Raw genomic sequence first — 20,528 nt, 5'->3', positions numbered from 1 at the left:
GAACCTGACAAGAGTCTAGGAAAAGAAGCTGCAGGACGAAAACGCCCCGGCACTTGGCCGGGGCGAATCGTGTTGACGGTTAACTGCTTGGCAGCGCTTACACGCCGAGGTAGTCGAGGATCCCCTCGCCGGCTTCGCGGCCCTCGAACACGGCAGTGACCACCAGGTCGGAGCCACGCACCATATCGCCACCGGCGAAGATCTTCTCGTTGGTGGTCTGGAAGGGGTAGGTGCCCTTCTCCGGCGCCAGCACGCGACCGCGCTCATCGAGCTCGATGCCGACCCGGTCGAACCAGGGCGCCGGGCTCGGCTGGAAGCCGAAGGCGATGACCACGGCGTCGGCCGGCAGTATCTCCTCGGAGCCCGGCACCACCTCGGGACGCTGGCGCCCGTTCTCATCGGGCTCGCCCATGCGCGTGCGCACGACCTTCACCCCTTCGACCTTGCCTTCGCCGACCACCGCCACCGGCTGGCGGTTGAACAGGAACTCGACGCCCTCCTCGCGGGCGTTGGCCACCTCGCGCTTGGAGCCAGGCATGTTCTCCTCGTCACGGCGATAGGCACAGGTCACTGTGGCAGCCCCTTGGCGAATCGCCGTACGGTTGCAGTCCATGGCGGTGTCGCCGCCGCCCAGCACCACCACCTTCTGGCCTTCCAGGGAGACATAGTCGGCGGGGTCCTTTTCGAAGCCCAGGCAATGGTTGACGTTGGCGATCAGGTAGTCGAGCGCCTTGTGCACGCCGGGCAGGTCCTCACCGGGGAAGCCGCCGGTCATGTACTTGTAGGTGCCCATGCCGAGAAATACCGCGTCGTACTCCTCGAGCAGGGTGTCGAAGTCGATGTCCTTGCCCACCTCGACGTTGAGGCGGAACTCGATACCCATCTCCTCGAACACCGCGCGGCGACGCTCCATCACCGTCTTGTCGAGCTTGAACTCGGGGATACCGAAGGTGAGCAGGCCGCCGATCTCGGGGTACTTGTCGTACACCACCGGCCGCACGCCGTTGCGCACCAGAATATCGGCACAGCCGAGCCCTGCCGGGCCAGCGCCGATGACGGCGACCTTCTTGTCGGTCCAGGTAACCTGGGACATGTCGGGGCGCCAGCCCATGGCGAAGGCCGTGTCGGTGATGTACTTCTCCACCGAGCCGATGGTCACCGCGCCGAAGCCGTCGTTGAGCGTGCAGGCGCCTTCGCACAGGCGGTCCTGCGGGCACACGCGACCGCACACCTCGGGCAGCGAGTTGGTCTTGTGCGACAGCTCGGCGGCCTCGAGGATATTTCCCTCGGTGACCAGCTGCAGCCAGTTGGGAATGTAGTTGTGCACCGGGCACTTCCACTCGCAGTACGGATTGCCGCAGTGCAGGCAGCGGTGCGACTGGCTGGCCGCCTCCTGCGGCTTGTACGGCTCGTAGATCTCGCCGAACTCACGCGCACGTTTGCGCGCATCCTTCTTCTGCGGATCCTGACGCCCCACGTCGATGAACTGGAAGTCGTTTCTGGTCAAACGGTTGGCCATATTCGTATCTCCTGGAATCCGGCTCACTCGGGACGTCTGCGCGATTCGTCGAGCAGGCTGTTCAGGCTCGCCGCCTTGGGCTTGACCAGCCAGAAATGGCGGGCGAAATCGCTGAAGTCGTCGAGAATTTCGCGTCCCCGAGCGGAACCGGTCTCGGCCACGAACTCCTCGATGGTCTCCCGCAGGTGACGTCGGTAGGCCTCCATGGCCTCGGTATTGACCCGATGGATCTCCACTAGCTCATGGTTGTAGCGATCGACGAAGGAGCGATCCTCGTCGAGTACGTAGGCGAAGCCACCGGTCATGCCGGCACCGAAGTTGATGCCGGTCTCGCCGAGCACGCAGAGCATGCCGCCGGTCATGTACTCGCCACAGTGGTCGCCGGCCCCTTCGATCACCGCATGGGCGCCGGAGTTGCGTACACCGAAGCGCTCACCAGCGGTACCGGCGGCGAACAGCTTGCCGCCGGTAGCCCCGTACAGGCAGGTATTGCCGATGATCGCCGTCTTGTGGCTCTCGAAGCGGCTGCCGCGCGGCGGTACGATGACGACCTTGCCGCCGTTCATGCCCTTGCCGACGTAGTCGTTGGCATCGCCTTCGAGATAGAGGTTGAGCCCCCGGGCGTTCCACACGCCGAAGCTCTGCCCGGCCACACCGGTGAAGCGCAGCGTGATCGGGGCGTCCTCGAGCCCGGCCTCGCCATAGTGCTTGGCCACTGCTCCCGAGGAGAGCGCAGGAACCGAGCGGTCGCAGTTGGTGATGCTGAATTCGAACTCGCCGCCGCTCTTGTCGGCAATGGCCTGTTCGATAGCCGCCAGCACCTCCTGGTTCTTGGTGCCCGGGTCATGGGGCACGTTGCGACTCACCTGGCAGAACTGCGGCGCGTCGGCCGGCACGAAGTCGTTGGCCAGCAGCGGCGTCAGGTCGAGCCTGCGCTGGGAGGCGGTGCCGCCCTCCAGCACTTCGAGCAGGTCGGTGCGGCCGATCAGGTCGGTCAACTTGCGCACGCCCAGCATCGCCAGCAGCTCGCGCACCTCTTCGGCGATGAAGCGGAAGTAGTTCTTGACCATGTCCACGGTGCCGCGGAAATGCTCGTCGCGCAGGTACTGGTGCTGGGTGGCCACACCGGTGGCACAGTTGTTCAGATGGCAGATGCGCAGGTACTTGCAGCCCAGCGCCACCATCGGCGCGGTACCGAAGCCGAAGCTCTCGGCACCGAGGATCGCGGCCTTGACCACGTCGAGGCCGGTCTTCAGGCCACCGTCGGTCTGCAGGCGGATCTTGTCGCGCAGGCCATTGATGCGCAGCGCCTGGTGCACCTCGGGCAGGCCCAGCTCCCAGGGGCTGCCGGCGTGCTTGATCGAAGTCAGCGGGCTGGCCGCGGTGCCGCCGTCGTAGCCGGACACGGTGATCAGGTCGGCGTAGGCCTTGGCCACGCCGGTGGCGATGGTGCCGATGCCGGGCTCGGAGACCAGCTTGACCGACACCTGCGCCTCCGGGTTGACCTGCTTGAGGTCGAAGATCAGCTGCGCCAGGTCCTCGATGGAGTAGATGTCGTGGTGCGGGGGCGGTGAGATCAATGTCACGCCGGGCACCGAGTAGCGCAGCCTGGCGATCAGGTCGTTGACCTTGCCGCCGGGCAGCTGGCCGCCTTCGCCGGGCTTGGCGCCTTGGGCCACCTTGATCTGCAGCACTTCGGCGTTGACCAGGTAGGCCGGAGTGACGCCGAAGCGACCCGAGGCGATCTGCTTGATCTTGGAGCTGCGAACGGTGCCGTAGCGTGCCGGATCCTCACCGCCCTCGCCGGAGTTGGAGCGACCGCCGGCCTCGTTCATGGCCTGGGCCAGCGCCTCGTGAGCTTCCGGCGACAGCGCACCGAGCGACATTCCGGCACTGTCGAAGCGCGGGAGCAGATCGTCGATGGACTCCACCTCTTCCATCGGTAAGGCCGTCTCGGCGGGCTTGAGCCCCAACAGATCGCGTAGAGTGGCGGCAGGGCGCTCGTTGACCAGCTGGGCAAACTTCTTCCACTTGCGGTAGTCGCCCTCCTGCACGGCTTCCTGCAGCGACTTGACCACATCGGGGTTGTAGGCGTGGTACTCGTGATCGTGCACGTACTTGAGCAGGCCGCCCTGATTGATACCCTTGCGCGGCGTCCATGCCTCGCGGGCCAGCAACTCCTGCTGCAGCTGCAGCTCGCTGAAGCCGGTGCCCTCGATGCGCGACGCCATGCCCGAGAAGCACAGCTCCATCACTTCGGAGCCCAGGCCTACCGCCTCGAACAGCTGCGAGCCGCGATACGAGGCCAGCGTCGAAATGCCCATCTTCGAGAGGATCTTGTAGAGCCCTTTCTGCATGCCCTTGCGGTAGTTCTCGCGGGCGTCCGCCGGATTGCCGGTGAGCTCGCCGGTGCGATGCATGTCGGCCATGACCTGGTAGGCCAGCCATGGGAACACCGCGGTGGCGCCGACACCGAACAGCACCGCCATCTGGTGCGCGTCGCGCGCATAGCCGGTCTCGACCACGATATTGGCACGCGGGCGCAGCGCCAGCTTGCCCAGGTGATGATGCACGGCGCCCACCGCCAGCGCGGCGTGGATCGGCAGCTGCCCCTGCTCCAGATTGGCGTCCGACAGCACCAGGATCACCTTGCCGTCGTGCACCGCGGCCTCGGCCTGGCGGCACAGTTCGAGAAGCGCCGCCTTGAGCCCCATCTGCTCCGGGTCGTAGCCCAGACTCAGCCGCAGGTGCGAAAAGGTCGGGTCGTCCTGTTCGAGCAGCGCGGTGAACTTGCGCGGCGACAGCACCGGCGTGGTGAGAATGATGCGATGCGCATGCTCGGGCGTGGCCTTGAACACGTTGAGTTCGGCACCGATACAGGTTTCCAGCGACATCACGATCGCTTCGCGCAGCGGATCGATGGGCGGGTTGGTGACCTGGGCGAATTTCTGGCGGAAATAATCGGTCAGCAGTCGCTGCTTGCGCGACAGTACCGCCATGGGGGTGTCATCGCCCATCGAGCCCACCGCTTCCTGGCCGCTTTCGGCCAGCGGACGCAGCACCTGGTCGCGCTCCTCGAAGCTGACCTGGAACATCTTCTGCCAGGTCTTGACCGCATCGGAGTCCATGTTCTGGAAGCTGGCAAGTTCGGTCAGCGCCGACTCCAGATAGTGCGCCTCCTCCTTCAGCCAGCGCTTGTAGGGATAGGCGGACTGCAGGCGTTCGTCGATGTCCCGGGTGTGCAGCACCTCACCGGTATGGGTGTCCACGGCCAGGATCTGGCCGGGGCCGACGCGACCCTTGGCCACCACGTCCTCGGGCTTGTAATCGTAGGTGCCGATCTCGGAGGCCAGGGTAATGTAGCCGTTCTTGGTGATCACCCAGCGCGCCGGACGCAAGCCGTTGCGGTCGAGCATGCAGATCGCCTGGCGGCCGTCTGTCATGACCACGCCGGCGGGGCCGTCCCATGGCTCCATGTGCATGGAGTTGTATTCATAGAAGGCGCGCAGTTCGCCGCTCATGGTTTCGACGTTCTGCCACGCCGGCGGCACCATCATGCGCACTGCACGGTGCAATTCCATGCCGCCCATCAGCAACACCTCGAGCATGTTGTCCATGCTCGATGAGTCGGAGCCCACGGTGTTGACGATCTCGTCGAGCTCGGCGATGTCGGGCAGCCGCTCGTTGACGAAGTTCTCCTTGCGCGAGTTCGCCCAACTGCGGTTGGCCTCGATGGTATTGATCTCGCCGTTGTGGGCCAGCAGGCGGAACGGCTGGGCCAGCGGCCAGCGCGGTGCGGTGTTGGTAGAGAAGCGTTGATGGAACACGCAGATCGCCGTCTGCAGTCGCGCGTCACCCAGGTCCTGGTAGAAGGTGGGCAGATCGACCGGCATCACCAGGCCTTTGTACGACACCACCTGCGACGACAACGAGCAGACGTAGAAGTCCTCCTCGTCGCGTAGCATCTGCTCGGCGCGGCGGCGCGCCATGAACAGGTCGACGTCGAAGCGTGCGGCATCGCCGAGCTTGCCCGGCTCGACGAACAAGTGGCGTATGCGCGGCAGGCAGGCACGCGCAATGGGGCCGCAGTAGGAGGGATCCACCGGCACGTCGCGCCAGCCGCGGATCACCAGGCCGCAGGCACGTAGCTCGCCCTCGAGGATACTGCGCGCCCGCGCCTCCTTGGCATCGTCGTCGGGCAGGAACACCGCGCCCACGGCGAACTGCTCGCCCAATTCGAGGCCAAGCGCCTCGGCGGCGATTTCGCGCATGAATCCTTCGGGCATCTTGAGCAGCAGACCGCAGCCGTCACCGGTCTTGCCATCGGCGGCGATACCGCCGCGATGGGTCATACAGGTGAGCGATTCGATGGCGGTACGCAGCAGGTCGTGGCTGGCCTGCCCCTCCATGTGTGCGATCAGGCCGAATCCACAGTTGTCACGGAACTCGCCTGGATGATGAAGGCCTTGATTCATGGGCGTGCCTCAGAGAAAGACTATTGACTACACGTCAGCTTTTAAGTATTTTAAATGGTTTTCTTTTATTCCAGCCGCTAATAGCAGCCTGCTGACGTCACGGGAAAAAGGACGCCCAGCATAGACACTTCCTAGCCCGCCGCGCAATCTTCCCACCTCATCAAATCCCCCAAAACTCCCGGCAAATCCGCAACTTGCTGGACAAGACAAAGTAAAAAAAACCATCAGCTCAAGGACTTGCGCCACACGCCAGCGAGTTTCCGAGGTCAGAAAAGAAGAAGTAGACTTTAGTCTATATATGCTCATTTTCCCCATACCGATGCTGCATAAGGCATGCGAATTTGATGCTACATGAGGCATCGGTGCTCGACGACAGTCGGAAGGCATGACGAAGAAAGGCCGCACGAAACGCTTCGTGCGGCCTGTATCGGCTGTGGTAACAATCAGCGGGGGGCGTGGCGCGCAATCAGCGCCGCGGAAAAGTCGCCAGCAACTCCTCCAGCAGCGGCTGGGGCGTCTCGTCGTGAATTACTGCCCGGCCCAGCGCCTCGAGCAGGACGAGACGCAGGCGCGCATCGACGTTCTTCTTGTCCAGACGCATCCGGTCGAGAAAATCGTCCACCTCCATGTCGGCGGGAGCCGTCAGCGGCAAGCCGGCCGCAGCGATTATCGCAGCGGTACGCTCGACATCGGCTCGGGACAGCCAGCCGAGACGCTGTGACAGCTCGACCGCCATCAGCATGCCCACCCCCACCGCCTCGCCATGCAACCAGTTGCCGTAGCCCTGGTGCGCCTCGATGGCATGACCGAAGGTGTGCCCGAGGTTGAGCAGGGCACGCACGCCCTGCTCGGTCTCATCCTCGGCGACGATGTCAGCCTTGAGCTGGCAGCTGCGTTCGATGGCCCACGCTAGTGCCTGCGGCTCCAGCGCCCTCAGCGCCGACATCTCGTCCTCGAGCCAGGCCAGGAACTCGGCATCACGGATCAGTCCGTACTTGATCACCTCGGCCAGGCCCGCCGAGAGCTCCCGCTCCGGCAGCGTCAGCAGGGTGTCGGTATCGACCAGTACCGCGCGCGGCTGCCAGAAGGCACCGATCATGTTCTTGCCGCGCGGATGGTTGACGCCGGTTTTCCCGCCCACCGAGGAGTCCACCTGAGACAGCAGGGTCGTCGGCACCTGGATGAAGCCCACGCCGCGCTGATAGCAGGCGGCAGCGAAGCCGACCATGTCGCCGATCACGCCGCCCCCCAGGGCAATCAGCGTGCAGCGGCGGTTGAAACCGGCTTCGAGCAGGGCATCCCAGATACGGGCCACGCTGGCGAACGTCTTGGTCGACTCCCCGTCGGGCAGGATCAGCTCGCGCACCGTCAACTCCGCGGGGAGCCCTTCGCGTAGCCGCGCCAGGTAGTGGGGCGCCACCGTTTCGTTGGTGACGACCATGACCTGTTGCCCGGCCAGGTAGGGCGTGAGCCAGGCGGGATCGCCAAGCAACCGAGGGCCGATATGGATGGGGTAGCTGCGCTCGTCGAGCGCCACCTGCAGGCTGCGCCGGCTCGAGGAGGGTTCACTCTTTGACATGGTTCAGGCCTTGGCTTGTAGGGGGTCGACCAGTCGCTGCACGCGACGCACGATCTCGTTGACCACTGCCCGCGGGCTGCGCCGGTCGGTGCGCACCACGATATCGGCCGTGGCGCGATAGAGTGGGTCGCGCAAATCGAACATCTCGCGCAGCACCTGCTCGCGATCGGGGCGCTGCAGCAGAGGACGATTGCGATCCTTGGCGACGCGCTTGAGCTGCTGCTCGACGGTGGTGAACAGGTAGATCACGCTACCCCTTTCACGCAGGCGTCGACGATTCTGCTCGCGCAGCACCGCTCCGCCACCGGTGGCGAGGACCACGCCCTCGAGCCCGGTCAGCTCCTCGATCATCTGCACTTCGCGCAGACGAAAGCCCTCCTCGCCCTCGACGTCGAAGATCCACGGAATATCGGCACCACAGCGCGCCTGGATTTCGTGGTCGCTGTCGAGGAACTCACGTGAAAGCTCGGCCGCCAGAAGGCGGCCGATGGTGCTCTTGCCGGCCCCCATGGGGCCGACCAATATCAGATTGGGCAAATCCTGCATCAGCGAATCGCCAGGCCGTCCTCGAGTATCCGTGGAGTGATGAACACCAACAGCTCCACTTTCTGGTTGCTCGACTCATTGTACCGGAAAAGCCTACCCAGCACAGGCAGGTCGCCGAAGAACGGGGTCTTGGCCAGGCGGCTCAGTTGTTCGGTGGTGAGAATGCCGCCCAACACCACCGTCTCGCCGTTGTTGACCAGCACCTGGGTCTCGATACGGTTGGTGTCGATCGGCGGCGCCTGCCCCGGCGCGGCCTCGCGGAAACTGTCGTTCTTGATCACCAGATCCATGATGATGCGATTGTCGGGAGTGATCTGCGGCGTCACCTCCAACGACAGCTCGGCCTCCTTGAACTCGGTCTGCGGCACATTGCCCTCGCCGATGGACTGGTAGGCGCGCTCCTCACCCTGGATGATGGTCGCCTTGCGCTGGTTGGCGGTGATCACCCGCGGCTGCGAGATGGTCTGGCTCTTGTTCTCGCTCTCCAGTGCACGCAGCTCCAGGTCGAGCAGGATATCGCCCGAGAGGTAACCGAAGCTGAAGCTGGTCATGGGATTGGCACTGCCCAGGTCGACCGCCAGCCCGCCGCGCTGGAAGCGGCTGCCGGTAGGATCGTCGAACTCACCGGTGAACTGCCCTCGGCCGTCGCGCTGGCCGGTGAGGCCGTCACCGTAGCCGGCAATCGGGGTACCGGTCGACGCGCCGCCCAGATTGAACCGGCTACCGCCACCGGAGGCTCCCCAATTGACGCCGAGCTCCTGAGTCACGCCGTCTCGCGCTATGACGATACGCGCTTCGATCTGCACCTGGCGCACGGCCACGTCGAGCTGGCCGAGCGTGGCGAGGATCTCCTGAATCTGCTCGGCGGTATCCTGGATCAGCAGCATGTTGGTGCGTGCATCCACCGCCACGCGGCCACGCTCCGAGAGCAGACCGAACCCCTCACCGCCGCGCAGCAACTGAGCCAGGTCTTCGGCCCGGGCGTACTTGACCTGGACGTACTCCGACACCAGCGGCGCCAGCGTCTCCGCCTGGGCTCGCGTCTCGAGTTCCTGACGCTCGATGTTGGCCAGCTCACTGGCCGGCGCCACCACGATCACGTTGCCTTCCTGGCGACTGGCCAGGCCATGGCTCTTGAGCACCAGGTCGAGGGCTTGATCCCAGGGCACGTCCTGCAGATTGAGCGTCACCTGGCCGGTCACGCTGTCACTGGCCACCAGGTTGAGCCCGGTGAAGTCGGCGATGATTGCCAGAACCGAGCGTACTTCAATGTCCTGGAAGTTGAGCGTTATACGCTCCCCGGTATAGGGGAACTGCTGGACGCGCTGCTCGCGCTGCTGCTGGGTGACGGGCTGGGCTTCGATAATGAGCTGCCGCCCGCTCTGGGTCGAGAACATGGCGAACTCGCCGCTGCCTTCGATCTCCAAGGTGACGCCGTCGCGACCGGCACGCGGCGTGATACGTCGCAGCGGCGTACCGAAGTCGCTCACGTCGAGCACCTGGTTGCGCGCTTGCGGCAGCTCGACGCCAACGAGCTCGGCCACGATGCGATTGCTGCCCGCTTCTCGCACCCTGGTATCGACGCCGGCACGGTCGAAGGTGACGACCAGGCGGCCCGCGCCTTCCTCGCCGCGACGGAAGTCGATATCACTGATGGTTGGCTCGGTGCCAGCAGTCGTTGCAGGCCGATCAGGAGTAGACGGTTCGGCGCTCGCGACCGCGGCGGAGGCATTGCCGCCAATGGCCAGCCTCAGGCGGTCGCCCTGTTGCATTGTGGCATAGGGCAGCGGGCCCTCCATATTGAAGACCAGGCGCGTGCGCGATCCCGCCTCCAGCGCCGTGACCTGCTCGACCCCCCCGATACCCAGGTCGATGTGGCGACGCTCCAGCGCATTGGCGGTATCCGTCAGATCGATGGTCAGTCGCGCCGGCTCGTCGAGCCGATAGCCGCGGACCTCCGGCACGCCCCCGCTGAAGGTCAGGTCGATCAGCAGTTCGCCGCGCTCGCCCTGGCGAAAATCCAGATCCGTCAGCGTGGTCGCCGCCAGGGCAGGCACCGCCGCCAAAGCCAGGCAGAGTACCGCCAATGTGCGAATCACTTGTTTCATCGTTGCCCTACTCCCCTGCCTGTTGCCAGTGCCCTGCCACAAGCTGACGCAATGTTTTCAGCGCCTCGTCTCTTCCAAAGCCAAGTTTGTCGTGCGCTCCATCCACCCCCCCCCTCCGGTGGGCACCAGCTCCACCAGCTGTACCGTCGAATCGGTGATGCTGACGATGCGGCCATGGTTCCGACCCAGGTAGTTTCCGGGGCGCAACCGGTACACCTCTCCCTCCGGCGCCCTGACCAGCGCATGGGTCTGACCACCCATGGTCAGTATGCCCACCAGCCTCAGCGCTTCGAGGTCAAACGCCTCGAGCGGTTCGCGGGCCCGCTCGAGGTCGGGAGCCAGGTCACTGCTGCCCGCCGGCATCTCCTCCGGCTCCGGCAACTGCGGCCGGAAAGGGCTACGATGATCGCTGGCCTGGTAGGGAGTCGACTCATAGCTGGGTACTTCCGGCATTTCCAGCACTCGCGGCGCCCCCGGGTTGGTGCGAATATCGCTCAGGCGGCTATCCAGCTCACCCAGCCGGGGATCGGCACAACCCGCCAGCAGCAAGGCCAGCAGGACTATCGTCGAGCGCCGCTTCATTGCTCCTCCTCCTCGCCCAGCGGCCGATAGCTGTAGGTGCGCGCCAGCATCGACAGGCTCAGGCGATCGCTATCCTCCACCGGCGCCAGCACGAAATCATGCAGCGTCACGATACGCGGCAGGGCGGCCACGCTGGCGAGAAAGCCTGCGATATGGTGGTAGTCGCCTTTCACCTGGAGATCGAACGGGCGCTCTATATAGAAGTCACGCTCGACGGTACTGCGCAGACGAATGAAGTCGATGGTCAGGCGGTGGTCGAGGGCACTCTCGCTGATACTGTCGATCAGCGAAGGAATCTCCGCCCCCGAAGGCAGCATTGCCATGAGCTCGTCCATGCGCGACTCGAGCTTTGCCATCTGCTCGAGCATGTCGGGCAGTCGCGCAGCCTGAGCAGCACGATTGCGATAGTCGAGCAGCAGCCGCTCTTCTTCCGCTTCGGCGCGTTGCAGTTCGTCCGCCTTGGGGCCGGCCAGGTACCAGTGCGTACCGGCAAAGGTCAGGCCCAGCACCAGCAGGCAACAGAGCCATTGCAGCAGCAGCGGCCAGGAGCCCGACTCCTTCAGGTCAAGCCCGCGCCAGTCGAGCTCGCGGAGGCGACGCATCTCGGCCCGCAGGTTCATTCTTCGCCTCCCTTTTCTTCCTGCATGCCCGGCGCACCTTCCGTGAGCTGCGTCACGCTAAGACTGAAGCGCCGCCGCTCACCGCCATCCGACTCGACCTCCGACAGTACCGGCTCGGAAAAGGCGGGTGCGCTATCCAGGGCCCGCATCTGCTCCGAGACACGGTGGTTGCTATCGGCGCGCCCGGTCAGGCGCAACTGGTCGCCCTGGCGGCTCATCTGGGTGTAGTGCACGCCATCGACCAGGCTCAAGGTGAGGTCACGGAAGATGCGCACCGTCTGCGAGCGTCCCTGCTGCAGGGCACTGAAGACCTGAACCTGGCCGATCATGCGCTCGCGGATGGCCTCGTACTCGTCGATCGAGCGAATATCGCCTTCGAGTTGCTGCATGCGTTCGAGAATGTGTGCATTGCGCTTACGCTGGGCATCCATCTCGGCGTCGTAGAAGTAGGTCAGCCCCAGGCCACCCGCTGCGCCGAGCAGTGCCATGACCACCAGGGCCAGATAGAAATGGCGGCTGCGCCGCGCTCGCTGTTGCTCGCGCCAGGCCAGCAGATTGATTTCGATGCTCATGTCGGCGACCTCATGGCAAGGCCGCATGCGGTCACCATGGCCGGCGCATCGCTGGCCAGGGTCTGAACATCGATGCGGGAGTTGATCCTCATGCGCAGGAAGGGGTTGGCGATGACTACCTGCATCGCGCTCTCGCGAGCGAGTCGTTCGGCAAGGCCGGGAATGACGCTCGACCCACCGGCCAGCACCATGCGACGTACCTCGTGCTTGCGCCCCGCCGTGTAATAGAGCTGTAGCGAGCGCCCCACCTGCTGGACCAAGGTATCGATAAAAGGCTCGAGCACGCTGGTCCGGTAATCCTCCGGCAGGCCGCCACGCTTCTTGGCCAAGCCGGCCTCCTCCAGCGTCAACCCATAACGCGACCTGATCTCCTCGGTGAGCTGGCGTCCGCCGAATACGGTGTCTCGGCTATAGACGATGCGCCCGCCGCGCAGTACGTGGAAGGCATTCATGGTAGCCCCGATGTCGACCAGTGCCACGCAGTCATCGTCGCCGGCGGCCGGCGGCAGCTGTTGGCGCAACTCACCGAAGGCACGCTCCATGGCGAAGGTCTCGACATCCACCGCCGCCGGCACCAGGCCGGACTGATGCAGGGCATCGGTGAGCTGGTTGACGTCCTGCTGGCGACAGGCGACCAGCAGAACGTCCTGCTGGTCGCCATAGCGGGCATTGAGCCCCAGGCGCTGGAAGTCGAAGGCGACTTCGCTGAACGGAAACGGTATGTGCTTGTCTGATTCGAGTTGAATACGCGCTTCGATCTCGTCATCGTTGAGCGAAGCGGGGAACGTCAGGGTCTTGGTGATGGCGGCGCTGGCCGGCACTGCGGCCGCAGCGAGCCGGGAGGACGGCCTGGCGCTCTCGACCGCACGCCGCAGCGCATCGGCCACCTCGCCCATGTCGCGAATGCGACGTTCGACCACGGCACCTTCGCGCAATGGCCTGACGGCATAGCTTTCGATCTGGTAATGGGAGCCCACCCGCTTGAGCTCGATCAGCTTGACCGTTGCCGAGGTAATATCGACACCGATCAACCCCTTTCCGGAGGGTCCGAGTCGCATCAATCGTTGCCCTTGCGTAAGCCGTCGCGTTAAACGCTAGTTATAATCTTGCTCTTGTATGCCTTGCGTGCCTGAGCATGGAGGCTGAGGAAGATCATACTCGCATGACTAGGGATGAGGTTACATGATATTTCGCCACTGCACACAAAGTTGGTCGGGGTGCTGCCTCAACGCTGGTGGCGAGCGGCTCAGGTTCTCTATAATGGCCACCACGCCAGTGAAGGCTCTCTTTCATCGCCATCCCCTTCCTGCTCTCACCACGGATAACGCCTTTTCATGAAGTGGATCAAAACCCTGGTTCTCTCGGCCTTCTGGCTGCTGGTATCGCTGTCCGCCGCGGCCCTGCTCAGCGTGGCCGGCGCGGCACTTTATTTCTCTCCGGGCCTGCCCGACGTCCGCCAGCTGCAGGATTTCGAGCTGCATACGCCACTGCGCATCTTCACCCGCGACGGCAAGCTGATCGGCGAGTACGGTGAGGAACGGCGCATGGCGGTCTCCTTCGACGAGATTCCCGAAGATTTCATCCAGGCCCTGCTGGCCGCCGAAGACGCCTCCTACTTCGACCATCGCGGCGTCGACCCCAAGGGCCTGGCGCGTGCCGCCCTGGAACTCGCCGCCAGCGGCGACATACAGTCGGGCGGCTCCACCATCACCATGCAGGTGGCGCGCAACTACCTGCTGACGCTCGATCGAACCTTCACCCGCAAGATTCGCGAGATTCTCCTGGCGCTGCAGATGGAGAAGATCCTGTCCAAGGAAGAAATCCTCGAGCTCTACGTCAACAAGATCTTTCTCGGCCATCGCGCCTACGGTATCGCCGCCGCTGCCGAGGTCTACTACAACAAGCCGCTCGACGAACTCACCCTGGCGCAGAAGGCAATGATCGCCGGCCTGCCCAAGGCACCGTCTTCGTTCAATCCGCTGGCCAACCCCGAACGCTCGTTGATTCGCCGCAACTGGATCCTCTACCGCATGCGCGAGCTCGGTCACATCGACCAGGAAACCTACGAGGAAGCCGTCCAGGAGCCGACCACCGCCCGCCGCTACGTGGCCCAGGTCGAAGTCGATGCTGACTACGTGGCGGAAATGGCACGCCAATATGCCATCGAGCGCTTCGGCGAGGATGCCTATACCGGCGGTTACCGTATCCACACCACCCTGGACAGCGACCTGCAGCCCTTCGCCCAGCAGGCCCTGGCTCGCGGTCTGATCGACTACGACACTCGTCACGGCTGGCGCGGACCGGAGGAGCGCGACATTCCCGCCAGTCTCGCCGAAGCGCAGGAGCGTACTGAACGACGCGGGCTGGAGGAGGAACTCGACGAGTCTCCCGAGATCATGGAAACCGCCCGACAGGCGGCTGAGCGCAGCCAGACGAGAGTCGAGGGTATCGACGGCGACGTCAGCAACTGGTTGCGAGTACTGGAACGTACGCCGGGCTACGGCCCGCTGCAGCCCGCCATCGTGGTGCAGAGCGAGGACCGAGAAATGCGCGTGCTGACGCGCGACGGCGAGCTAGCCACCCTCGACTGGGACGGCCTGAGCTGGGCCCGCGAATACCGCAGCCCGCGGGCTCGCGGATCCGAACCCTCCTCTGCCGCCGCGATCGCCACCACCGGCGACCTAGTACGCATCCTCAAGCGAGAGGACGGCAGCTGGCGGCTCTCGCAACGCCCTGGCGCCGAGGGCTCGATCGTCGTGATGGCCCCTCGAACCGGCGCCATCCTCGCCCTACAGGGCGGCTTCAGTTTCAATGCCAGCAAGTTCAATCGCGCAGTGCAGGCGCAGCGGCAGTCGGGCTCGATCTTCAAGCCCTTCGTCTTCCTGGCGGCACTGGATACCGGGTTGATGACCGCTTCTACCGTGGTCAACGACGCCCCGGTGGTCATGCACGACGGCAGCAGTCTGTGGCGTCCGGTAAACTCCAGCGGCGACTTCCTCGGCCCGACCCGCCTGCGCGTGGCACTCGCGCGCTCGCGCAACCTGGTCACGATTCGCGTCCTGCAGACCCTGGGGCTCGACAACACCATCGAGTACCTGGAAGGGTTCGGCTTCAGCCCCAGCCGGCTGCCGCATGGCTTGTCGCTGGCGCTGGGCAGCGCCAGCCTGACTCCGCTGGAAATGACCAATGCCTATGCCGTGCTGGCCAACGGCGGCTTTCAGGTCTCCCCCTGGTTCATCGAGCGCGTCACCCGTGGCAGCGACGATCAAGTCATCAGCGAGGCTCGCCCGGCCATCGCTTGTCGTGACTGCCGCGAAGGCCAGACCGAGGTCGAGGTCGACGGCAAGCGCTACGACGTGGCACCCCGCGTGGCAGACCCAACCGCGGTCTATATTCTGCGCGACATGCTGCGCGACGTGATCGAAAGCGGAACCGGACGTGCTGCCCTGTCGCTCAACCGCAGCGACGTGGTAGGCAAGACCGGCACGACCAACGATCAGCGCGACGGCTGGTTTGCCGGCTACAATGATGAGCTGGTGACCACCGTGTGGGTCGGCAAGGATGACAATGAATCGATCGCTGAATATGGCGGCAACGCCGCCCTGCCGATCTGGATCGACTTCATGGGCAATGCGCTGGAAGGCAGGCCCGAGGCCATGCCGGAGCCGCCCGAGCAACTGGTCACGGCGCGCGTCGACGAACAGACCGGACGGCGCCTGAGCGAAGGGCAGTCGGGCGGGATCTCCGAGATCTTCCACCCCGACCATCTGCCGGACATGGAACCGCATCGCATCGAGCAGGAGATAGAGCAGCGTAGCGGCTCGCAGGGCACAGGCAGCTACGAAGCGATCTTCTGATACGAATGTAACCTGGGGGGCAGCAAGGACGCGGCTCCCCGTCTTGCCAACGCCATACAGCCGCTTCACGAGGCGGCCCGCTATCGGGACAACAGGACAGGTTCGTTGCTATGTCACGATTGATGCCATGGAGCGTCATTGGCCTGGCGCTATTGCCGGGCACCGCCCTTGCCGCCAGCATCTTCTATGCCCCCCCGCAACCCGAGGAAGACAGCCCCACCTTCAGCGGCGAAGCCGAGTTCGGTTACACCCAACTCAGAGGCAACACCGACAGCCAGACATTGATCGGCAAGAGCCGACTGACCTGGCTGACCAGCCGCTCCTGGACGCATACCCTGCGCGGCGAGGTGCGCAATGTTTCCCGCAACGAGGACACCAGCGCCGAGCAGTACCTGATTTCCGGACGCGAGCGCTATGACTTCGACGGCCCCCACTACCTCTTCGGCTTCGCCCGCTGGGAGAAGGATCGCTTCAGCGGCTACGACCAGCAATTCACCACCATCGGCGGCTACGGACGACAAGTGATCGACCGCGATCCCCATCGGCTATCGCTCGAGGCCGGCCCGGGATATCGCCATGATCGGATCGACGGCGCCGAGAACAATAATCTGGGGGTCATCTACAGCGCACTCGACTACCAGTGGACGTTTTCCGAGTATTCCCATGTGCGCCAGGAAATGTCGGTGGAAGCGACCGACGAGAACACTACGACGAGGTCGGTATCATCACTCACCGCCCGGCTCAACTCTCGCCTGTCGCTGCGACTCTCGCACGAGATCAAGCACGACTCCGACCCACCGGCGACGGCGGACGCGAATACCGACCAGACCACCAACGCGACTCTTCTTTATACCTGGTAGCCTGCGACGAAACGCAACGAAGCCACGAACGACTGCGCCGGCCCTAAGGCCGGCGCAGTCGTTCGTGGCAATGCCGAGTCGGACGATCAGCTACCGTAGACGTCGTCCACCGTTTTCAGCGGGTAGTGGGCCGGATAGGGACGACGCGCCACGCCGGAGTCCACCGCGGCCTGGGCTACCGCTGCCGGAATGCGCTCCAGCAGGCGTACGTCGACCGGCGTGGGGATGATGTACTCGGGGCCGAACTCCATGTGATCGCGTTCGTAGGCATCGAGCACAACCTGGGGCACCGGCTCGCGGGCCAGATCCTTCAGCGCGTGTACGGCAGCGACTTTCATCTCTTCGTTGATTCGCGTGGCGCGCACGTCCAGTGCACCACGGAAGATGAAAGGGAAACCCAGCACGTTGTTGACCTGGTTGGGATAGTCGGAACGACCGGTGGCCATTATCACGTCGGGCCGCGCCTCGCGCGCCACGTCGGGCTGGATCTCGGGATCGGGGTTGGTGCAGGCGAAGACGATGGGATTCGGCGCCATCTTGCGCATGTGCTCGGCGGTCATCAGGTTGGGACCGGACAACCCGATGAAGACGTCAGCGCCATCGATGGCATCGTCCAGCGTGCGCTTATCGGTATCCACCGCGAATACCGCCTTGTGGGGGTTGAGTCCCTCGCGACCGGCATGAATCACGCCGCGCCGGTCGAGCATCACCAGGTTCTCCGAGCGAGCGCCGCAAGCCACCAGCAATTTCATGCAGGCGATGGCAGCAGCCCCGGCGCCAAGGCAGACGATCCTGGCCTCTTCCAGACGTTTGCCGGCGATCTCCAGCGCATTGAGCATGCCGGCCGCGGTGACGATGGCGGTGCCGTGCTGATCGTCGTGAAATACGGGAATGCTGCACTGCTCGATGAGCGCCTGCTCGATCTCGAAGCACTCGGGTGCCTTGATGTCCTCGAGATTGATACCTCCCCAGGTATCGGCAATGCGCGCTACGGTATCGATGAAGGCCTGCGGGCTCTCGGCGTTGACTTCGACGTCCACCGAGTTGATCCCCGCGAAGCACTTGAACAGCACCCCCTTGCCCTCCATGACCGGCTTGCTGGCCAGCGGCCCCAGGTTGCCCAAACCCAGGATGGCACTGCCGTCGGAGATCACTGCCACCAGATTGCCCTTACCGGTATAGCGATAGGCATTCTCGGGGTCACGGGCGATCTCGCGAACAGGCTCGGCGACACCAGGACTATAGGCAAGGGAGAGATCACGGGCGGTAGCGGTGGGCTTGGTCAGCTCCACGGAGAGCTTTCCGGGAATCGGCTTGGCGTGATAATCCAGCGCTGCCTGCTTCTTGGCGTCTGTCATGCTGAGAATCCGGTATTCATCTTTGGGAGGGGCCACCTACAATATAGAAAAAGATTCCACAGCTCAACAAAACGCCCGTTCGTGCATTTTCTAAGTGCTTTCATGACCATTCGATGCTATTTGCTGCAACTTATATCATTCATCGCAGCCATAACCCTTTCCTTATCCTTGCCTCGTACCCTGACTGAAGAAACGAACCAGGAACAATCGGGTAGGGGCCGGGGTTGCCCCCGGCGCCCTCCCACACCACCGGGCGTTGGCAGGGCCTGATTCATGTGCGAGGCGCCTGCATTCCACCAGGGGCCTCGACCGTTACCCGCTGACTTCCAGGCTCGCGTGTCGTCCAGGCCCAGCGCAAGGAGTTTCCGGCGCCGGGTGCCGGATCGCTTCCATTGCCGCCAGATCACGCAGCGCAATCGGCGCCGTATCCATTGGTCCAACGCTTCCAGCGGGCGCTTCACATCGACGAAGCTGAAGTAGCTGGCCCAGCCCCGCAGGACCGGGATCCGTTCTTCGATCACTCGTCGGATGTTGCGCCCCTTGCCGCGCTTGAGGATATCCCGGACACGCTGCATCAGACGCTGCAGGCTGGCCTTGGCCAACGTCAGCTTCGGCCGCTTGTGCCGGGTCAACGCGTAGCCCAGATAGCCACGGTGCCACGGCCGGTCCACCGTGCTCTTGTCGCGATTGACCGTGAGCCGGAGTGAGTTATCGAGATAGTCACTCAGGCTGGCCATGACGCGCTCGCCTGCCCGCCGACTCCTGACGTATACCTGCACGTCGTCGGCGTAGCGGCAGAAGCGGTGGCCGCGGCACTCCAGTTCCTTGTCCACGTCATCCAGCAGGATATTGGCCAGCAGCGGACTCAGCGGTCCGCCTTGGGGCGTACCCTGCCGGCGCGGCGTGGTCAGGCCGTGCTGGAACATCCCGGCTTCCAGGTAGCGGCGGATCAGGCGCAGCACCCGCTTGTCGCGAACGCGGCGCGCGACCCGCGCCATCAGCAGATCGTGGTTCACTCGGTCGAAGAAGGCTTCCAGGTCGAGGACGACCACCCAGCGGTGGCCGGCAGTGACATGGGTCTTCATGGCCGAGACGGCCTGCTGGGCGCTGCGCTTCGGGCGGTAACCGTAGCTCGATTCGGAAAAACCCGGATCGAAGAGCGGCGTCAGCACCTGCAGCAGCGCCTGCTGGATCAGCCGGTCGGTGACCGTGGGGATGCCGAGCTGTCGCGTCCCGCCCTTGGGCTTGGGGATCTCGACGGCTCGGATCGGGCTGGGGTGGTACTCACCGGTCAGCAGCCGCTCACGCAGCGTTGGCCAGTGCTGTTTCAAGTGATCTGCCAGTTGGTGCACCGTCATGCCGTCGGCACCCGGTGCGCCTTTGTTGGCGACCACCTTACGGTAAGCCCGCGCCATGTTGGCCTTCTCTAGCGCGGCCTCCATGAGCGGGTCGGGCTCCGCTTTCGTCCACGATGACGACGCCGGAACCGTCTCGACGCCCACCGGCCGGGGCTCGGGGTTCCGCCCCTGCCCCTCTGGGTGGGTGGCGGTATCAGCGCCAGCTTCGGTCTTCATGATCGATCCTCGAGACGTCATCGCCTACTCGCGGTTCCTCATGTTCGGCCCCTGGTGCCGTGGTGAATCGGCACTTACTATGGCCTCTGCTGACGTCTGATAGCCCATCCCGTCGCCTCTCGACGCCGGTAGCACCGTGGCAGACCACCAGACCTCCCAGGGTAAGACGCGCGACCTTCCCGCTTATGCCTGTCGGATTTACGCCATGGCGTTCCGTGCAAGTATTGGGCTTTAGTGACTCTTGACACCTCACCCCGCCATGCCGCCTTGTATCCGCTTCCTGTTCGTCAGGCCAGCGTTTTGCCTCAGGCTTCCTTCAGATTCCCCCTCGCGGGAGACACCCTTGCCGTCGGCTAGCACTTCCCCTTGCCGGGCGTGCAGGGGGACTTTCACCCCCAAGTCATCCCGAGACACCACTCTCGGGAACAGCGCCAGTCAGGCGCTGCGCGCCATGCCTGGCGCACAAAAGAAAACCCGCCGTGAAGGCGGGTTTCCGGGGCGATACCGTGTCGCTGCGAGGGCGAATCAGCCACGCTTGACGGCGGCACCGAAGCGCTTGTTGAAGCGTTCGACGCGACCACCAGTGGTCGCCTGCTTCTGCTTGCCGGTGTAGAAGGGGTGGCACTGGGAACAGACATCCAGTGACAGGTCATGGCCGGCAGTGGTGCCAACCTCGAAGGTCGCGCCGCAGGAGCAAGTCGCGGTGACCATCTTGTAATCCGGGTGAATACCTTGTTTCATCTTGAGCCTCATGGAGCGGTATGCCGCCACCTGATCCATTGCCAGGCACCGCATACAGGGTTGTCTGTCGTCGCTACTCGTCCAACGTTAAGTCGTTCAACCAACCGGTAGCCGCCAGGCCTGATTCACGAGCCAGG

At 64.2% G+C, this 20,528-nt stretch carries 14 protein-coding genes; 2 read left to right on the top strand and 12 right to left on the bottom strand.

Going from position 1 to position 20,528, the window contains the following annotated elements; genetic code table 11:
• Window positions 1-97: 97 nt before the first annotated feature.
• The 9 genes from HNO52_RS02845 to pilM all read right to left on the bottom strand — a co-directional run bounded on the left by HNO52_RS02845 (window position 98) and on the right by pilM (window position 13,059).
• Window positions 98-1,519 carry a glutamate synthase small subunit GltD family protein gene (locus tag HNO52_RS02845; RefSeq protein ID WP_197567565.1) on the bottom strand — a complete coding sequence of 474 codons (1,422 nt, stop codon included), beginning with the start codon at window positions 1,517-1,519 and terminating at the stop codon, window positions 98-100.
• Window positions 1,520-1,542: 23 nt separating this feature from the next.
• Window positions 1,543-5,994 carry a glutamate synthase large subunit gene (gene gltB, locus HNO52_RS02840; RefSeq protein WP_197567564.1) on the bottom strand — a complete coding sequence of 1,484 codons (4,452 nt, stop codon included), beginning with the start codon at window positions 5,992-5,994 and terminating at the stop codon, window positions 1,543-1,545.
• Between the two features lie 466 nt (window positions 5,995-6,460).
• Window positions 6,461-7,573 carry a 3-dehydroquinate synthase gene (aroB, locus tag HNO52_RS02835; protein WP_197567563.1) on the bottom strand — a complete coding sequence of 371 codons (1,113 nt, stop codon included), beginning with the start codon at window positions 7,571-7,573 and terminating at the stop codon, window positions 6,461-6,463.
• 3 nt (window positions 7,574-7,576) lie between these two features.
• Window positions 7,577-8,119 (bottom strand): shikimate kinase AroK, encoded by a 543-nt coding sequence (gene aroK / locus HNO52_RS02830; protein ID WP_197567562.1) that lies wholly within the window; start codon window positions 8,117-8,119, stop codon window positions 7,577-7,579.
• Window positions 8,119-10,227: a type IV pilus secretin PilQ gene (locus tag HNO52_RS02825; RefSeq protein ID WP_197567561.1), complete on the bottom strand. Its 2,109-nt coding sequence runs from the start codon at window positions 10,225-10,227 to the stop codon at window positions 8,119-8,121. The genes aroK and HNO52_RS02825 overlap by 1 nt, the downstream gene beginning before the upstream one ends.
• Window positions 10,228-10,284: 57 nt before the next feature.
• On the bottom strand, window positions 10,285-10,809 hold the full coding sequence (locus tag HNO52_RS02820) for a pilus assembly protein PilP (protein WP_197567560.1): 525 nt from the start codon (window positions 10,807-10,809) through the stop codon (window positions 10,285-10,287).
• A complete protein-coding gene (locus HNO52_RS02815; protein WP_197567559.1) occupies window positions 10,806-11,429 on the bottom strand; it encodes a type IV pilus inner membrane component PilO in 624 nt (207 codons plus the stop codon). The genes HNO52_RS02820 and HNO52_RS02815 overlap by 4 nt, the downstream gene beginning before the upstream one ends.
• The gene (locus tag HNO52_RS02810; RefSeq protein WP_197567558.1) at window positions 11,426-12,001 is read right to left on the bottom strand and encodes a PilN domain-containing protein; all 576 of its coding nucleotides are present in this window, start codon (window positions 11,999-12,001) and stop codon (window positions 11,426-11,428) included. The genes HNO52_RS02815 and HNO52_RS02810 overlap by 4 nt, the downstream gene beginning before the upstream one ends.
• Entirely contained in the window at window positions 11,998-13,059 is a 1,062-nt protein-coding gene (pilM, locus tag HNO52_RS02805) for a type IV pilus assembly protein PilM (protein WP_197567557.1), read from the bottom strand. The genes HNO52_RS02810 and pilM overlap by 4 nt, the downstream gene beginning before the upstream one ends.
• A 276-nt stretch (window positions 13,060-13,335) precedes the next feature.
• Here pilM and HNO52_RS02800 point away from each other — a divergent pair, with 276 nt between their 5' ends.
• Both HNO52_RS02800 and HNO52_RS02795 read left to right on the top strand, forming a co-directional pair.
• Entirely contained in the window at window positions 13,336-15,858 is a 2,523-nt protein-coding gene (locus tag HNO52_RS02800) for a penicillin-binding protein 1A (protein WP_197567556.1), read from the top strand.
• Between the two features lie 110 nt (window positions 15,859-15,968).
• Complete coding sequence (locus HNO52_RS02795; protein WP_197567555.1) at window positions 15,969-16,718, top strand: DUF481 domain-containing protein; 750 nt, start codon at window positions 15,969-15,971, stop codon at window positions 16,716-16,718.
• An 86-nt stretch (window positions 16,719-16,804) separates the two neighbouring features.
• Here the strand turns inward: HNO52_RS02795 and HNO52_RS02790 are convergent, their stop codons facing one another.
• From HNO52_RS02790 to rpmE, 3 genes are all read right to left on the bottom strand, one after another.
• Complete coding sequence (locus HNO52_RS02790) at window positions 16,805-18,076, bottom strand: malic enzyme-like NAD(P)-binding protein (protein ID WP_197567554.1); 1,272 nt, start codon at window positions 18,074-18,076, stop codon at window positions 16,805-16,807.
• Window positions 18,077-18,192: 116 nt separating this feature from the next.
• Window positions 18,193-19,650 (bottom strand): group II intron reverse transcriptase/maturase, encoded by a 1,458-nt coding sequence (gene ltrA / locus HNO52_RS02785; RefSeq protein ID WP_197567553.1) that lies wholly within the window; start codon window positions 19,648-19,650, stop codon window positions 18,193-18,195.
• A gap of 525 nt (window positions 19,651-20,175) precedes the next feature.
• Window positions 20,176-20,391: a 50S ribosomal protein L31 gene (gene rpmE / locus HNO52_RS02780; protein WP_167112351.1), complete on the bottom strand. Its 216-nt coding sequence runs from the start codon at window positions 20,389-20,391 to the stop codon at window positions 20,176-20,178.
• Window positions 20,392-20,528: the final 137 nt, after the last annotated feature.

It is taken from the genome of Halomonas sp. MCCC 1A13316 (assembly GCF_014931605.1).
Classification (GTDB): Bacteria; Pseudomonadota; Gammaproteobacteria; order Pseudomonadales; family Halomonadaceae; genus Halomonas.
This window is presented reverse-complemented; position numbering and strand designations above follow the sequence as displayed.

Coding starts and splice junctions, on each gene's coding strand:
- HNO52_RS02845 (WP_197567565.1), bottom strand. CDS start 1,519: ATGGCCAACCGTTTGACCAGAAACGACTTCCAGTTCATCGACGTGGGG.
- gltB (WP_197567564.1), bottom strand. CDS start 5,994: ATGAATCAAGGCCTTCATCATCCAGGCGAGTTCCGTGACAACTGTGGA.
- aroB (WP_197567563.1), bottom strand. CDS start 7,573: ATGTCAAAGAGTGAACCCTCCTCGAGCCGGCGCAGCCTGCAGGTGGCG.
- aroK (WP_197567562.1), bottom strand. CDS start 8,119: ATGCAGGATTTGCCCAATCTGATATTGGTCGGCCCCATGGGGGCCGGC.
- HNO52_RS02825 (WP_197567561.1), bottom strand. CDS start 10,227: ATGAAACAAGTGATTCGCACATTGGCGGTACTCTGCCTGGCTTTGGCG.
- HNO52_RS02820 (WP_197567560.1), bottom strand. CDS start 10,809: ATGAAGCGGCGCTCGACGATAGTCCTGCTGGCCTTGCTGCTGGCGGGT.
- HNO52_RS02815 (WP_197567559.1), bottom strand. CDS start 11,429: ATGAACCTGCGGGCCGAGATGCGTCGCCTCCGCGAGCTCGACTGGCGC.
- HNO52_RS02810 (WP_197567558.1), bottom strand. CDS start 12,001: ATGAGCATCGAAATCAATCTGCTGGCCTGGCGCGAGCAACAGCGAGCG.
- pilM (WP_197567557.1), bottom strand. CDS start 13,059: ATGCGACTCGGACCCTCCGGAAAGGGGTTGATCGGTGTCGATATTACC.
- HNO52_RS02800 (WP_197567556.1), top strand. CDS start 13,336: ATGAAGTGGATCAAAACCCTGGTTCTCTCGGCCTTCTGGCTGCTGGTA.
- HNO52_RS02795 (WP_197567555.1), top strand. CDS start 15,969: ATGTCACGATTGATGCCATGGAGCGTCATTGGCCTGGCGCTATTGCCG.
- HNO52_RS02790 (WP_197567554.1), bottom strand. CDS start 18,076: ATGACAGACGCCAAGAAGCAGGCAGCGCTGGATTATCACGCCAAGCCG.
- ltrA (WP_197567553.1), bottom strand. CDS start 19,650: ATGAAGACCGAAGCTGGCGCTGATACCGCCACCCACCCAGAGGGGCAG.
- rpmE (WP_167112351.1), bottom strand. CDS start 20,391: ATGAAACAAGGTATTCACCCGGATTACAAGATGGTCACCGCGACTTGC.